Genomic DNA, 14,789 nt, shown 5'->3' with positions numbered 1-14,789 from the left:
AAAAAACCTGAGCACAGCTAAGCGCTCAGGTTTTTTTGCATTTTCTTAGAAAAATCTTAGATAAATGTCTACAGCGTATCTTCCAACCATTTAAAGAACTCACGCTGCCACACAATACCGTTTTGCGGCGTCAGTACCCAATGGTTTTCTTCTGGAAAATACAAGAAACGGCTTTCCAAGCCACGTAATTTTGCTGCTTGGAATGCTTGGATCCCTTGACCTAGTGGTACTCGGTAATCTTTACCGCCATGGATCACAAACATGGGTGCATCCCACTTGTCTACAAAATTAATCGGGTTGAACTCATTATAAGTCTGGTTGATCGATGCATTGCTTTGCTCCCAATATGGGCCACCAAATTCATGATTCACGAAAAATAGCTCTTCAGTTGTGCCATACATGCTGCGAAGGTCAAAAATACCACAGTGCGAGATAAAGGTCTTAAAGCGCCCATCGTGGTTGCCAGCTAGGTAAAACGCTGAATAACCACCAAAGCTTGCACCGATCGCACCAATGCGCTTTTTGTCTACATAGGGAGCTTTTGCAACATCATCAATCGCATCTAGGTAATCTTGCATTGCTTTACCTCCCCAATCCTGCGTGATGTCTTCATTCCACTTCACACCATGACCCGGCATACCACGACGGTTTGGCGCAACAACAATGTAACCTTGCGATGCCATCACTTGGAAATTCCAGCGGAACGAATAAAACTGAGATAATGCAGATTGAGGTCCACCTTGAAGATAAAGAAGTGTTGGATACTTTTTACTTTCGTCAAAGTTTGGCGGATAGATCACCCAAGTTAACATTTCCTGACCATCTTTAGTGGTCACCATATGCTTCTTCACTGTTGGCAAGTCAAGATCAGCATACAAAGTATCGTTAACCTTCGTCAGTGGCGTTAGGTTTTTCTTGCGCAGATCAAAACGAAAGATCTCTGACGCTCGATTCATACTGCTACGAGTCACTACCAGCTGCTTGTCTAGTGCTGCCACAATGCCGTTCACATCATATTGACCTTTAGTAAGCTGTTTGATCTTTGGTTTAGATTTGGCGCTTACTGATACTTGGAACAGCTGAATGGTGCCGTCTATTGGGGCAACAAAGTAAATACGTTTGCCATCAGGGCTCCATTTAAAACTGTTTACAGTGCCATCCCAGTGTTCAGTCAAATTGACTTTTTTATTTTTGATGCGCACTATGATGTCGTTTTTATCAGCCTCATAGCCTGCCTTGTCCATTTGTAGCCAAGCCAAATGACCTTTTGCGGAAAACGCAGGACTTTTGTCGTAACCCAAATTGTTTTGTGTAAGGTTAGTGGTTTTTTTACTTGCTAGATTATAACGATAGATATCTGTATTGGTACTGGTAACGTATTCAGTGCCCTCTAGCTTTTTACTCACGTAGTAAATGTTTTCGCCTTTAGGACCCCAAATATAATCACTAGAGCCACCAAAAGGAGAAGTAGGACTAGAATATGGCTTGCCTTCCATGATATCGACTTTTTTCTCAGTCACTAGATCTTGGTAAAATACATGCTTGAAGCCGCCGTCATTCCATGTATCCCAATGGCGATAGTTTAAGTCGTCAAATACATAGGCGTTTGCTTGTGACAAGTCTTTGTGTCGATGAGCTGCTAATACCGACTCCACATTAACTTTTTCATGAAACAACTTCTTACTGCCATCAGGTGAGATATTACTATCGACTAATAGGCCTTGATAGGCGTTTAGTAACTGAGATTTACCACCTTTCACAGGAACTTGGTACACTTTACTGGCAAAATCATTGTTTGCAACACTTGGTGTTGTGACGCTGTAGATGACGTGTGTTTTTTCTTTATTTAGTCCCAACGCTGTCACACGTTTTACTTGCCAAAGTTTTTCAGGGGTCATCACCTCTTGAGCTGACACACCTGCACTCACTGCAAGGCCTATACTTGCAGATAAAAGAACTCGCAACATGGCGAAATGCCTCCAAAAATAAAAACGCGTCTAGACTACATAAATCGGCAGGCGCTTAAAAGAGATTTAGGTAATAAACTTGTCACATAAACCTGAATTAACGCAAATATTAAAGCTCATCGCTTTCAACTCGCCCAAAAACCAATTAAAACTCACGCAGCATATGACACAAACATAGCAGGCAAACAAATTACATACAGACATAAATTGATAATTCAGCTTTTACCGCGCTAAAAAGCATTTGAATACCGAAAAATATTCAAGTCCAAACGCTCACTGCGGGTAGATTTTTACTCAACCATTCCAAGAATTGCATTAAAAAAATACAGGCCGGAAAAATTCTTCTCAAATTTGTTAGACATATTAATATTCAAAATAAGCTGAAAATATATTCCATTTGAAACAAGAGCGAAGAATAGGTTACCTTTCAATACTGCTAACAACGAAAAAAGAAAAAGGAAATAAAAATGAATTTAAAAAAGACTAATCTAAAAATACTCTCTACAACCAATCAATTAAACCCAACACAAACAAAAAAATAAATGGCGCATGGGGTACGGTTGCGACAGTAAGAATTACGTTACCTACAACGCTTTGTGATCCGACAAAAACAGTTCATGAAGCATAATTATTGATACAAACATCAGGCGCTACGAGCGCCTGTTTAAGCGTTTGCCATAAATGTTACGCGCTGCTAGTGTTTATTGGCACAAACACTTAATAGCCCGTTCAGCGCGGCTGATATACCAAGAAGTTCCCTACACTCAAAAATTTGACTAAGCAGAAAAAACCGAAAGACTTATAAAATGTCAGTGATGATTGCAAGTACCCCAACCGCAGTCATTATTGCTCCAACAATAAACGTTGGCTTTTCTAGCCCAAAGCTCTGTTCTCGCTGCGTTAACCCAGAAAATATTACCCCTTTACTGAACAAAACAATCATAACACCGCTTAACAAAAGGATCAGACCATCTATGATGCTTGTAAAATCCATATTCCATCTCCAATAAGTTTATTGCTAAATTTACTAAACATTTATTTTGTTCAATGTGAGTGACGTTTTTTAAGATTTCGCTACCTCTGGATACACTCACATATACCATAAAAAGCAACTATGAATATTCATCATACTTAAACCACAAGACATAGCAAAGCCTAACTAACATACTATTTTACAGCGCAAATGTATGCTCAATTTAAATGTCTGTATTATTTTTGCGCACCCTGCACATCTTTTTGGGAGATTTCAACTTAACATAAACTTTGATAACAAACACCATGGCTCACCTGATAAGCTTAATGCCGGATTGAGCCATACGATTAACTGCATAATGTCAGTTTAAGAGTCGAGCTTTGAGCGGTAAATGGCAAGACCTACAGAAACACCAATCGCGACTCCAGCGCCAGTAGCAACGCCCATGAAAGGCAGTAAATCGAAGGAGACCCCAACTAAAATACCCACAACACACCCAAAACCTGCGCCAATTGCAACCCCTAGCCCAATATACTTGCCTTGCAATTTATTGTCTGATCCCTTGTCGCTTTTTAGTTCCATCTATATATCCTTTTGTGACGATTGTAGAAATATGTGTTCTGTCTACAAAACAAATTAAGCAGCGTGAATACTCAGTTACCCTTTTCGCCCTTCGGCAAATGTGGGCAATCCAGACTGTAGCTCGCACCAATTGGCTTTATAATCTGTGTAAATTTGAGCGTCTACTTTGACCGGGATATCAACATCAAATGTCGATATTGCTAACTCAATGTTTTCAAGTGCCGCACCATTGACTCGAAACCCTAGACTTGATCCGCAGTTAGAACAAAATGTGCGAATAGTTTCATTAGGTGCGACAAACTCTTTAATTAACTCAGTTCCAGATAGCCACTTTAACCCTTGGACGCCTACCAAAGTGCCATATGCTGCGCCATGGAATTTACGACACATCGAACAATGACAGTTCGCTACTTGATCGCTAAAACCTGTGACAGAGTACCGTACACCACCACACAAACAAGAACCTAGATAACAGTCACTCATGCTCATCTATCTCCCATTCTCTATGCTTTGTACCAGCGATTGATGTCATTTATCAAGGCATATAAGCGCAATAAATAACCCGGTTACCTTCTTCTCACTCTAACAATAACCAATATTATTTACTACCAGTGTGTTTATCTAACCACTGCAAAGGAATTTGCCACAACACACTGGACTTTCGACTAAAAAACTTCATGTGACCAATTTCTTTTAGCCCATATTCTATTGGGTCTAGTGTGAGAGTTTGGCTTTTAATATTTGGACTGACCGCCATCATGTCCTGGACATTTTTATCATTCGCAATGAAATCGTCCACTGCATTGACCCACATAGCAGGAAACGTAAGCTCGTCGAAATAGTGCTTTTCAACCGATTTTCCAAATGCCGTTTTTACATAACCACCGCCATTACACCACGACCGCCACTGCGCACCAACCGCCGATGGCAGCGGCTCTCCCATACCAAACCATTGAGATTTCGTATGACCAAATAAAAAGTTGGAAAAGGGAATGAACATGTTCATAAAAAAGTGAGATTTAAACTGATCTTTCAACTTCATATTGAGAAGCCGACCAGAAGAACTCGCAAAGTTAAACATCGACGATAATTTAAATGCATTTGGCGCTAGTCCGATCAACTGACCTCCAGCACTGTGACCCACAAGGTGGTAACTAGACTGAGGAAACGCGCTCGTTAGCGCTTCAATGGCGGCTGGTTGATCGAGCTGGCCCCAACACTGCAAGCTAGCGGTGTGCTTATCTATAGAGCCGTGCAAGGATTGACCTATGCCACGATTATCGTAGCTCAAAACACCATAGCCATGTTCGGCTAAAAACTCGGCAAACGACGTATAAAATTGACGTTTTATTCCCGTCGCAGGTCCCAGTAAAACAGCACCTTTAGTGACATTTTTCGGTTTATACAAGGTTGCGGCCAAAGGATAGCCATCTTCACAATTTATTGTTATTTCTTGACTCGAAAAGCTCTGCATAAGTGTATCTGAATTGAAGGCAAACTCACTTTAGCTTACAAGTGGTATTACCAGTTAGCAAGATCACACAGGTAATTATCTGAGTTATTGCTCTATAAACGCTTATTACAAAGCACACAGATAACTTTCCATTATGGAAAACTTATACTTGCCAAAGTGGAAAGTTATGATCTACACTAACTTTCCACACTGGAAAGTAAAGGAATAAAACAATGAATGAAAATATCCCCTCGGGGCCAGAAGCAAAAGATGCATTGGATGCCGTCCGTAATTCTCAACAAAACATTCTCGTTGAATATACGCCACCCATTTGGTTAAGATTCACAATGAGCGCAAGCTACGCGGCTATTTTCTTTGGCTATGGTATGACTGAGCATGAAAACAATTGGGCGCTGGCAATTATTGTCGGCACCTTACTGTTTGCCCTTTCTTGCACATTGTATTTTTACCTGTATCGGCTTCAAGGCATTAAAATTCGACTTTTCCCACGTTCCAAAACCGCTGAAAAAATCAACCTTTATGCCACGTTTGGCTTTGCCGGTCTTGGGTTTTGTAGCCGATTTTTACGTACCGAATTTGGGATTGATTGGGCGCCATATTTTTGTGCGTTAGCGGCCTGTATTGCAATGTTTTGGTTGCTTGTGAAGCTGCCTACAGGAGAAGTCATGGTTGAGGATAAATAGTATGCCAGAGCTAGACCCTGTTATTCATGCCCCCAATAGACTAAGAATTTGTGCCATGCTGGTTACCAGTGCTGAGCTAGATTTTAAACTGATAAAAACACAACTTGATGTGAGCGACTCTGTACTGTCAAAGCAACTGAAAGCCCTTGAAGATATTGGCTATATAGAAACCAAAAAACGTAACCATAATGGGCGACCCCGAACTTGGATATCATTAACTGATAAAGGCCAGTCAGCGTTTGAAAGCCATGTTTCAGCACTGCAAAACATCATCAATACCAGCTGAGTTTTCTATGCGACTACCTTGCGCCGCATAGAAAACGCTATCCGGCGCATGGCATTTCTAACAACTCAAAAACTCGTGTCATGAGGTAGAAAAATTTTAAACCAAGTTAGACTCTATTGCTCAATCACTTTTTTCCTCTGTCTCAAATTCAATACCACCTACGCGCTTCGCTGAAAAGTTGTATATAAAACAAAAGAATCGATTAAAAATATACCCCATAACCCCATATATAAGCGGTAAAATGATAAACAATATAAATGGGAAGATTGGGCCGTCTTGTTCAGTGTTCGGAGCAAATAGCACCCCCATTACACCTACAAGCATGAATGGAACTGTCATCAAAGCGAACATCAGGGCTAGTATTTTACTCGTTTGATGCCCGGAAAAACGGCTTATTTGGACTTTCATAAAACTTTACTTTCACTCTACTAAAAAACCAGATATTAACTATATTGATTTCTATACCGATGGCATAAAATAGTGTTCCCTCATCGGATTGAGTCAAACCCATTGTTTAAGTGGCATTTACTGGTTTTACTTAAACCATTTATCGTGGATTTTAACAATGAGGTATAAGCCGAAAAATACGAACATAATGGTTTTAAATAATAGCATACCCGTGCTGCCTCCTGATAATTCATTAAGCATTTCTGCACATTCACCCATGCATGAATTTATCCGGCCCCAAACTTTATTGGAGTTGAAAAAGAAAACAAAGAACACAACAGCAGATACAACCAACTTCATTTAATATCCATATTTAACACTATCACTACAGTCGTCAGATACAACAAGTTAAGTACCCGATATCGTTAAATTTATTACACGCATCATACAGTCGAGCATACTTTTTATCAACGATGGCTGCACCGTAGTGGGCTCACGTAGTAGGAGTGTCCCATTTGCATGGCCAAATGGGAGAGGTAGATTTAGTTCGCTTGATTGTCGCTTGATTTCAATGCGTCTTTTAGTTCGTTAGCTTTAATTAGATACTTCTCTGACTCACCATAACCTGTTTTCTGCGATAATTCATAAGCCTGTTTATAGACCTTCATTGCCGCCGCCAGTTCGTTATTTTTCTCTAGTGCTTCAGCTAACCAGACATAATTTTGCGGGTAGTTATTCATTTCATACGCTTGTGCATTACGCCTAAAAACAGTGACTGCCCCTTGGTAGTTTTTCTGTTTCATCAGTTCCATTGCAAGTGGCACATACACTTCTTGAGCTTGCCTTGCTAATTCTCCGTATTTTTCCATGATAGTAGTTTCATGGGCCAGAAATTTAGCGTCACTGTAGTTGTCACGAATTGCTTGGGGTAGTTTCATATCAGAAAAAATAAACTTCAAAGCAAAATAATTGGTTAAAAGAGGCCCCGACATATGGCCTTCATCATCAAACTCTTTATGCGCCAAGCGAAGCTTGTGTTGACTCGCCTTTGCTATCTCTTCTACAAAACGTTTTTGAGAATGTCTATTTCCATCTTCTTTACCGACACCAAAATATAATGTCTTTTCTAGCGTCGGGTTATCAGCTAAAAATGCTTTAACGTCGCGTGTAAGCTGTTCATTATTCCACCAAAACGCAGGGGCCATCACAATATATGCATCAAACAGCGTAGGTGACTGCATCCAAGCATAGGCAGTAAACAGACCCGCAACCGAATGCCCCTCTAAAACTCGAAATTTATTGGTTCGATATTTACTATCAATAAAAGGGACTAATTCATTTTCTAGAAAACTTAAAAACTGCTTTGCACCACCACTCTCTTCTATCTCAGCCACATGAGAAGGTGTGAAGTCTTTCATCCTGTTTTCACTTTTTATACCAACAATAATGCTTGGCGGCATGTTACCTACGCGGGTCAATACATCAACGCTACCAACCACATGCTTGAGGTTTTGCACCCCATCCAACAGGTAAATGACTGGATATCGAGCATCTGAAGACGCATAACCATCAGGAAGGGAAACGACAATATTTCTATTTTCATTGAGTGTTTTTGATTTGAATTCGTAACTTTTGGCAATACTAAAGTCATCACCCGCTTGGACATTAGCGACTAATATGAGTGACAACCACAACACGACTTTAAACACTTTCAAATTATCTCCTTGATTTATTATTTTTATTTACGCTATTTAACACTCAATTATAGATTTTTAAATTATGATAAAGTTCATTTTACAACTGATATAGGTACAATTTTTTCTTGAGTAATAAACCTACTCATCAGCAAACAATACTTTTAAACGCTAAAAACACGCTCGGTTCCCAGCTCACAACACCCTACAAGACATTGAATAAACTAGATATAAAATTATTAGATAAGAAAATAGAAATACAATAGGCGGTTTTGAGGACGCAACCAACTTCATTTTTTAACTTAGTCACGAATTAACTAAGAGGTAAAACAATGAAGATTCAACAAGCCCCCATTTTTCAAGTATTCACCTATTTACTTTTGAGTATTCCAAGCTCAGCTATGGCAACAGACTATATCGCGCCTCCCATGGCTAGCATCCCCGCCGGTGATTTCATAATGGGCAGTAATAGCGGTGACCCTGCTTTTAAACCCGCACACAAGGTGTCTATTAAAGCTTTTCAGATGGCGAAATATCCAGTCACAGTCGCTGAATTCAGAAAATTTGTTGAAGACTCTGGGTATACCCCAAAAGCCAATTGTAATGACTATATAGGTAAAAACTGGCTTTCTGGACCAGATAGTATTGGTACAGCACGGTGGGATAACCACAGATTTTATCAAAGCGAATATCAGCCTGTTTCATGTGTTACCTACCGCGACGCTGTCGCATACATAAAATGGCTTAACCAAAAAACAGGCGGGACTTATCGACTACCTACCCTACAAGAATTCGAATATGCTGCAAAAGCTAATACCACAAGCCGTTTTTTTTGGGGTGATGATCTAAACATGACTCAAGCATGTTTGTACGGCAATTTTGCAGACGAATCAGGAGAATACATTGCATCTAAACAATACGGTGCCAGTTATGTTGGCTTTTTAGGTTACGCGAATTGTGATGACGGCGAAGCCTATATTGCAATCGCTGGTCTATATCGACCAAACCCATTTGGGCTTTATGACATGTCTGGCAATACATCAGAAATAACTGCGAGCTGCTTTAGCCACGGCTATCAAACTCGCAGCAAAGAAGATAACGACATCGAAAAATGTGAATATATCGCACACAAAGGTCCAAGTTGGCACTACCCGCCTCAATCGCATGCCTATGGGTGGCGTGTCGCTAAAAAAGATGACTCTCCTGGTGCCTCAATGAGCTTTCGCTTAGCTGCTGATGACAAGTTAGCCCACACAGATGGCTCGACAACACAGTTCGAAGCAGACTTGGCTAAAGCCCAAAGTGCCCACTTAGCCAAACGCGACCGCCTACCTAAAAGACCCGTTGGTCTGCAACTTAGCCGTATGAACGCCGATACCTATGAGTTGAGCTGGCATTCAGCCACAGATCCTACTGTCACTGAGTATGATATATACCAGTCCAAAAGCCGCTATTCACATTTATTAGGAGGATTTTACCAAGATCACTACAATAAATTAAAAACAGTCGCGGCAACTAAAAACACCACTACCCTTGTGTTACCAAAAAGTGGGGCCAGCTTTCGGGTGGTCGCTAAATCCGCCAATTTAACCAGCCTGCCAAGCGTAGCTGCTGCCAATTATACGCCGAAGGTTGTAAATATACCGGGGCGGCTAAACATGCAAGAGGCCATAAAACTTGAAAACGCTTTGTTGGGACACAGGGCTGCAACGCCTGAAAAACCTGAGCTGTACTACTTATCTGCATTTAGTCATGGATTGGTGCAGCCAAAGGTGACAGCGACATTCGACGTCAAAATACAGAAAACGGGCTGGTACAGCGTAAATTACCGAGCTCAAGTACGACAAAAAGGAAAATTTATCAGGCTATGGCAAGGAAACAAGTTGGCTGGAGAAATCAGCTATGACCCAGAAATTGATGAAACCAGAGCCAGCCACCAAAAAGTGTTTTTAGAGGCCGGCGATCACCATCTAGAAGTCAGTGTTAAACGTGAAGGCTTTGAGAGCTGGTATTTAGCTTGGATTGACTTTATTGAAATAAAATAAACACCCGCTCGATCCTACACAGTTTTTATCCCAACTGAGCGTAGATAAGCGACATTCATGTCTTTTATCTACGCTTGAGTAGCATTCTGGTTATTTAACGTTCAAAAAGAACACTTATGGATGGCACCAACTTGGGACTTATTTATTGAAATAGTCTTTTTTTAGCTTGGCGATTACATCAGTACTTACCCAGTAAATATTCGATACGCTGTCTGGCTCATTATATCTTGCAAAGAATAAGTATTTTCCGTCTGGTGATACCCTTGCAACAGTCTCGGAGTAAGTCGTATTTATTGTGTCACCTAAATTGATAGGGTCTGACCACGAACCATCTTGCTCTTTAAAATAAACAAATAGGTCACTATCTCTTCTGTTTTTGCCACTTCTTGTTCGAGAATTTACCAACAAATAGTCCTCAGATGGCGAGATAAAACCATGAATACCAAAATCGATATCCATTGGTTTAGCCTCTAAATATTGGCCATTTTCGTTTTTTGCATAATACATTTGGCGCTCAGACATATTGGTAAAAACGAGATCTCCACTTTTACCTTGGTTTAGATCGGACAACTTGCCATTGTTTATCGGCGAATCAAACCTTTTAGCCTTTGTTAATTCTCCATTTTCTCGCGATACATACCAGATACCTGAGCCTTTTTCGTGAGGCGAGCGGGCAGTAAAATATACCCGGTTTTCTTTTAGGCTCGCGTAGGGTACGAGTTCATAGCTCATTTTTCCGTTGGTAAAGTTCACTGTTTTGGGCTCTGTCCATCGACCATCTTCAATTTTTGAGTATAAAATTTTTGGACGTGTATCTACCCCTTCAATTACATCCAATGCTGTAAAATACATTTCATCCAGATTTGGTGAAAACGTTAACCCAAATTCATATCGACCATTAACTGAAACAGTATCTGGAGCAAAAAGCTCTGGAGTCAAACCTGGTGCTTGTTGCCCAAACCAATATCCCTTTAACACAGGAAACGTTTCACTGGCACTGGCACTGGCACTGGCTGCCAGTGTAACGGCAATACATACAGCATTAACAAGTGACTTTATTTTTTTCATGATTTTGTCCTTTAATTCTCAATAAACTGGGGCTCAGCCCTAAATACTTAAAAAGTTATAATTATTATAATTCTCAATATAAAAGCATTTTTGGAAAGTAACACCTTTTGAATTTCATCATCAAACAGTTAATCACTTTCGTTGTTTGCTATTAATTTTCAATGCTTTTCATTGAGGCATTTAGTATTAATTTAGCAATGTAACATATAATAATTTCCGCACCTAATGCGTTTAACAAACTGACACTAATATATCAGGTCAGAAGGCACAGTCGTGTAAACTAATGTAAAACCTTCAACACTAGCTGTATTGATAACTAATAACTTCATGTATTAGTCAAAACCAGTAATGCCCCCCTTTTACAAATCTAGTCATACTCTCGTACTAACTTCCAAATCGCTAACCAAAAGTGCTTCACAACAAACCATACCGCATGGTATGGTTTGTGTATTGTTTAATCACATTTAGGTAAAACATATGTTTTCAGCAATTTCCTCCCTCGTTGCCCCCTTTAATGATCGGTTAGCAAACAAGGCACAGAGTAGCCACTTTAGAGATGCACTGGTTATTTCAAGAAAGAAACACACCCTTTCACCGAGCGAAACACAACACGCCATTTTCAATTACATGCCAAGCTGGATCACAATGCTTATGCGTTTGCGAAATAGACTAGTAAAACTGCTCGGCTTCAAAGTTGGACAAACCAACTTCACAACAAGCAAAACAGAATTGGACGTTGGTGATCAAGCTGGTTTTGTAACCGTTTTAGAAAAATATGCAGATGAGATTATTTGTGGTGCCGAAGATAGACATATGCACTTTTATATCTCGGTTAGGTTGGATACGAACAACATCATCGTATCTACGCTAGTGAATAAAAAAACCTTACTTGGTAAAGCCTATGTCAATGCCATCTTACCTTTTCATTATGTCATTGCTCGCGTAGTGATAAATAGTGCTCGTAAAGCAGGCAGAATATGACAAATTATCACATTTCTGAGGCCAAAAAGGACTGGTTGGACTTCGCACTCAAAGTACTAATGGAAAATGGGCCTGAGCAGCTAAAAATACAATCCCTATGCGATAAAAAAGGCGTATCAAAGGGTTCTTTTTATCATCATTTTGCGTCAAGGTCGGACTTTATCGAGCAGCTGATGGAGTACTGGTACCAATCGATGACTATTAACTTTATTCAGCAAGCCAATCAAGCCGCTACTCCTATTGAACGACTTGAAAAGCTAGATAAGGTCATTGCAAGCCATAATACCGAAGCCGAACTACATATCCGTGCTTGGGCATTAAGAACTCCCAATATAAAAGTTCACCTAGAAAAAATAGATCAACAACGTATTGCTTACTTGACCGAATGTTACTTAGGGCTAGGGCTCGAGGAACAAGCCGCTGCTGATCATGCCATGATGGCGTATGCTAATTTTCTGGGGATGCAGCAAATTCATCCAGCACCTGATCCAGAAGACGTTTTACGGATCACCGCACTGGGGATGAAGTCACTACTTTCACATAAACAAGACTAACACACTGACTATACTCTTTTTTTAATGCTTAATGGAGCGCTGTATTGGTGCTCCATTTGCTCGACTATTACATCATTAAATAATGACATATCAACCTGTCCGTAACGCTAAAATTTCCGAAATATTATGTGTTTCTTGAAATTGAACAAGATCTTTATCTTTTGAGTCAATTGCCACAATTGACATCCTATCAGCTAATTCATTCCCCTCAATACCAACATGACCATTAACATGGTGAATTGAAATTTGCGCAGCTATGCCTTGATACAGCTCATAGGTGGGTTTGATGATATCCAAGTTTTTGATTTCGCCATCCGATTTAGTCCAACCTTTTTTCTGCCAACTCATTGCCCACTTGGTAATACAGTCGATGGAATATTTCGAGTCACAAAATATGCCCACACTTTTACCACTTGCGAGCACCTCTTTAGCAATACGCAAGGCCTGATTCAAGCCATGGAGCTCTGCGGTATTATTTGTCCCAACAGGCTGATATAACCCATACCATAGCGCACTAAGTTGGTTGTTTTCATATACGGCCAGCCCGGTGCCAGCCTCTCCCGGATTGGGCTCACATGCACCATCGGTGAAGATCTTGATATCATAGGGCATAGCGTCAATTTGCATTTGTGAAAGAGGTTGAGGCTTTGGTTTGCTATATTTAGAAGCAGTCTTTCTCGCCTGTGACTCTTTGAGTTGAGATTTTTTCCCAAATGCCAATTCAGCTTCTTCTAGTGTTGGAAATGACTTAAATTTCGCACCAGCAAAACCATCAACGAGCGACTGGCACTTCGCCCAAGTCGTAAAGATACCTGTCTCTCGACCTTTCCAAACAACATAGTACTTTTTTGCCAAACTCTTCTCCTCGCTCAAATTATTTGCATAAACATCACCCTACTTCCCGTAGCTCACTGTCGATATAGCCTTTGGAAATGATTGAGTAGTCATTCTCTCCGACAGTGCCACTGCTGTCACGCAAATTTATTAAAAGGAAACTAAAGTCGGCCTTTTCGAATAAAAAGCGTTCAAGAAGAGTAAAATCTATCAGTCAATTCCTAGGTGCTTAAACTCAAAGCTTGCGCTGCCTAAAGCATGGTTATGAATACGACAAAACATCCATTCTAAGTGACTATTTAACCAGTTAAGCTTACATATCGGATAAAATGGATGTCTCGTCTGAGGCTAAAATAAATTAAAACTTCGGCCTAAGATCCTCGATAATTTTAGCGTCAACCCAATATATGTCTATATTGGTATTTTCTTCTGTTCCCGAGTTTCTATTGAACAGCAGATATTTGCCGTCAGATGTCACGCCAGCCGCTGCTTCCCAAGCCTTTGTGTTTACTTTATCCCCTAAGTTAATTGCAGCTCCCCAAGATCCATTTGGTTGCTTGAAGCTAATGTAAATATCGGCATCACCATACCCACCAGGTCTCTCTCCATCCCAAAGAATATAAGACTCATCAGGTGCAATAAAGGGATGTGCGTTCCATTTCCCTGTATTGATAACTTTACTCAATGGTTTGGGCGCTTCGCGCTTTCCGTCCACCAAGCGTGAATAACGCAAAACGCCGTTACCACTTCTATCTGCATCGTCAAATACATAAGTGCCCTTTGCTGATGCGGTCAGGCGCATGATAGGAATATCCTTAAATGATGGCGCCAGCTGTTTTATTTCAGACCACCCATTGTTTGTACGTTCCTTGTATCGCTTCCCTAAATGCATCTTTTTTCCATCTGGTGAGATAAAAGGCTGCCCCACTCTTTTTGAAACAATCGATTCATGCCAGCGGTTATTTTTATATTGAAAAACGACTAATTCTTGGCTTTTATCTATTTTTCCATCACGTAAAAAGTAAAACTCTTTCAAATCAGGGGTGAACACACCACCATATTCCCACCCATCTGTTGTAACAACACCAGGTGCAAATACTTCAGGTATTATACCCGGCGGCTTTTGGCCAAGGTAAGGTCCTTCTAGGATAGCCGCACTTTGATGACCAAGGCTTTTTTGGCTAACAGCGAGAGTAATAAGTAGGGACACCAGAAAATAAGCACGTTTCATATTTAACTCCTGAAATTAAAACGTCTTGAA

Annotated in this window: 15 protein-coding genes; 5 read left to right on the top strand and 10 right to left on the bottom strand. The window is 40.4% G+C overall.

Annotated elements, in window-relative coordinates:
* Positions 1-68: 68 nt before the first annotated feature.
* From J8M00_RS05450 to J8M00_RS05430, 5 genes are all read right to left on the bottom strand, one after another.
* Positions 69-1,967, bottom strand: coding sequence for a S9 family peptidase (locus J8M00_RS05450; protein WP_211009326.1), 1,899 nt, complete (start codon positions 1,965-1,967; stop codon positions 69-71).
* A 799-nt stretch (positions 1,968-2,766) separates the two neighbouring features.
* Positions 2,767-2,961, bottom strand: a complete 195-nt coding sequence (locus J8M00_RS05445; RefSeq protein ID WP_211009325.1) for a hypothetical protein — start codon at positions 2,959-2,961, stop codon at positions 2,767-2,769.
* Between the two features lie 345 nt (positions 2,962-3,306).
* Positions 3,307-3,522, bottom strand: a complete 216-nt coding sequence (locus tag J8M00_RS05440; RefSeq protein WP_211009324.1) for a hypothetical protein — start codon at positions 3,520-3,522, stop codon at positions 3,307-3,309.
* A 75-nt stretch (positions 3,523-3,597) separates the two neighbouring features.
* Positions 3,598-4,005 carry a GFA family protein gene (locus J8M00_RS05435; protein WP_247687232.1) on the bottom strand — a complete coding sequence of 136 codons (408 nt, stop codon included), beginning with the start codon at positions 4,003-4,005 and terminating at the stop codon, positions 3,598-3,600.
* Between the two features lie 115 nt (positions 4,006-4,120).
* On the bottom strand, positions 4,121-4,996 hold the full coding sequence (locus J8M00_RS05430) for an alpha/beta hydrolase family protein (RefSeq protein ID WP_211009323.1): 876 nt from the start codon (positions 4,994-4,996) through the stop codon (positions 4,121-4,123).
* A gap of 212 nt (positions 4,997-5,208) precedes the next feature.
* Between J8M00_RS05430 and J8M00_RS05425 the strand changes: the two genes are divergently transcribed.
* The gene (locus tag J8M00_RS05425) at positions 5,209-5,679 is read left to right on the top strand and encodes a hypothetical protein (protein WP_211009322.1); all 471 of its coding nucleotides are present in this window, start codon (positions 5,209-5,211) and stop codon (positions 5,677-5,679) included.
* A 1-nt stretch (position 5,680) separates the two neighbouring features.
* Complete coding sequence (locus J8M00_RS05420; protein ID WP_211009321.1) at positions 5,681-5,965, top strand: transcriptional regulator; 285 nt, start codon at positions 5,681-5,683, stop codon at positions 5,963-5,965.
* 120 nt (positions 5,966-6,085) lie between these two features.
* On the opposite strand, the gene J8M00_RS05415 is transcribed toward J8M00_RS05420, so the two are convergent.
* Both J8M00_RS05415 and J8M00_RS05410 read right to left on the bottom strand, forming a co-directional pair.
* Positions 6,086-6,373 carry a hypothetical protein gene (locus J8M00_RS05415; RefSeq protein ID WP_211009320.1) on the bottom strand — a complete coding sequence of 96 codons (288 nt, stop codon included), beginning with the start codon at positions 6,371-6,373 and terminating at the stop codon, positions 6,086-6,088.
* Between the two features lie 521 nt (positions 6,374-6,894).
* Positions 6,895-8,061 carry an alpha/beta hydrolase gene (locus J8M00_RS05410; RefSeq protein ID WP_348772546.1) on the bottom strand — a complete coding sequence of 389 codons (1,167 nt, stop codon included), beginning with the start codon at positions 8,059-8,061 and terminating at the stop codon, positions 6,895-6,897.
* 317 nt (positions 8,062-8,378) lie between these two features.
* Between J8M00_RS05410 and J8M00_RS05405 the strand changes: the two genes are divergently transcribed.
* A complete protein-coding gene (locus tag J8M00_RS05405; protein WP_211009318.1) occupies positions 8,379-10,091 on the top strand; it encodes a formylglycine-generating enzyme family protein in 1,713 nt (570 codons plus the stop codon).
* A gap of 138 nt (positions 10,092-10,229) precedes the next feature.
* Here J8M00_RS05405 and J8M00_RS05400 read toward each other — a convergent pair whose 3' ends face one another.
* A complete protein-coding gene (locus J8M00_RS05400; protein ID WP_211009317.1) occupies positions 10,230-11,159 on the bottom strand; it encodes a PD40 domain-containing protein in 930 nt (309 codons plus the stop codon).
* A 477-nt stretch (positions 11,160-11,636) separates the two neighbouring features.
* On the opposite strand from J8M00_RS05400, the gene J8M00_RS05395 reads away from it, so the two are divergent.
* Both J8M00_RS05395 and J8M00_RS05390 read left to right on the top strand, forming a co-directional pair.
* Positions 11,637-12,140, top strand: a complete 504-nt coding sequence (locus J8M00_RS05395; protein WP_211009316.1) for a DUF2867 domain-containing protein — start codon at positions 11,637-11,639, stop codon at positions 12,138-12,140.
* Positions 12,137-12,694, top strand: a complete 558-nt coding sequence (locus J8M00_RS05390) for a TetR/AcrR family transcriptional regulator (protein WP_247687231.1) — start codon at positions 12,137-12,139, stop codon at positions 12,692-12,694. Before J8M00_RS05395 ends, J8M00_RS05390 begins: the two co-directional genes overlap by 4 nt.
* 90 nt (positions 12,695-12,784) lie before the next feature.
* Here J8M00_RS05390 and J8M00_RS05385 read toward each other — a convergent pair whose 3' ends face one another.
* Positions 12,785-13,549 (bottom strand): ribonuclease H family protein, encoded by a 765-nt coding sequence (locus tag J8M00_RS05385; protein ID WP_211009315.1) that lies wholly within the window; start codon positions 13,547-13,549, stop codon positions 12,785-12,787.
* A gap of 337 nt (positions 13,550-13,886) precedes the next feature.
* On the bottom strand, positions 13,887-14,759 hold the full coding sequence (locus J8M00_RS05380; protein WP_211009314.1) for a PD40 domain-containing protein: 873 nt from the start codon (positions 14,757-14,759) through the stop codon (positions 13,887-13,889).
* Between the last annotated feature and the right edge of the window lie 30 nt (positions 14,760-14,789).

It is taken from the genome of Pseudoalteromonas luteoviolacea (assembly GCF_018100925.1).
Lineage (GTDB): Bacteria > Pseudomonadota > Gammaproteobacteria > Enterobacterales > Alteromonadaceae > Pseudoalteromonas > Pseudoalteromonas obscura.
Note: the sequence above shows the minus strand (reverse complement) of the source record. Positions and strands in the feature narration are given on the sequence as shown.

Bases quoted from the DNA above. Each gene is read 5' to 3' on its own strand.
- J8M00_RS05450 (WP_211009326.1), bottom strand. From the start codon at position 1,967: ATGTTGCGAGTTCTTTTATCTGCAAGTATAGGCCTTGCAGTGAGTGCA.
- J8M00_RS05445 (WP_211009325.1), bottom strand. From the start codon at position 2,961: ATGGATTTTACAAGCATCATAGATGGTCTGATCCTTTTGTTAAGCGGT.
- J8M00_RS05440 (WP_211009324.1), bottom strand. From the start codon at position 3,522: ATGGAACTAAAAAGCGACAAGGGATCAGACAATAAATTGCAAGGCAAG.
- J8M00_RS05435 (WP_247687232.1), bottom strand. From the start codon at position 4,005: ATGAGTGACTGTTATCTAGGTTCTTGTTTGTGTGGTGGTGTACGGTAC.
- J8M00_RS05430 (WP_211009323.1), bottom strand. From the start codon at position 4,996: ATGCAGAGCTTTTCGAGTCAAGAAATAACAATAAATTGTGAAGATGGC.
- J8M00_RS05425 (WP_211009322.1), top strand. From the start codon at position 5,209: ATGAATGAAAATATCCCCTCGGGGCCAGAAGCAAAAGATGCATTGGAT.
- J8M00_RS05420 (WP_211009321.1), top strand. From the start codon at position 5,681: ATGCCAGAGCTAGACCCTGTTATTCATGCCCCCAATAGACTAAGAATT.
- J8M00_RS05415 (WP_211009320.1), bottom strand. From the start codon at position 6,373: ATGAAAGTCCAAATAAGCCGTTTTTCCGGGCATCAAACGAGTAAAATA.
- J8M00_RS05405 (WP_211009318.1), top strand. From the start codon at position 8,379: ATGAAGATTCAACAAGCCCCCATTTTTCAAGTATTCACCTATTTACTT.
- J8M00_RS05400 (WP_211009317.1), bottom strand. From the start codon at position 11,159: ATGAAAAAAATAAAGTCACTTGTTAATGCTGTATGTATTGCCGTTACA.
- J8M00_RS05395 (WP_211009316.1), top strand. From the start codon at position 11,637: ATGTTTTCAGCAATTTCCTCCCTCGTTGCCCCCTTTAATGATCGGTTA.
- J8M00_RS05390 (WP_247687231.1), top strand. From the start codon at position 12,137: ATGACAAATTATCACATTTCTGAGGCCAAAAAGGACTGGTTGGACTTC.
- J8M00_RS05380 (WP_211009314.1), bottom strand. From the start codon at position 14,759: ATGAAACGTGCTTATTTTCTGGTGTCCCTACTTATTACTCTCGCTGTT.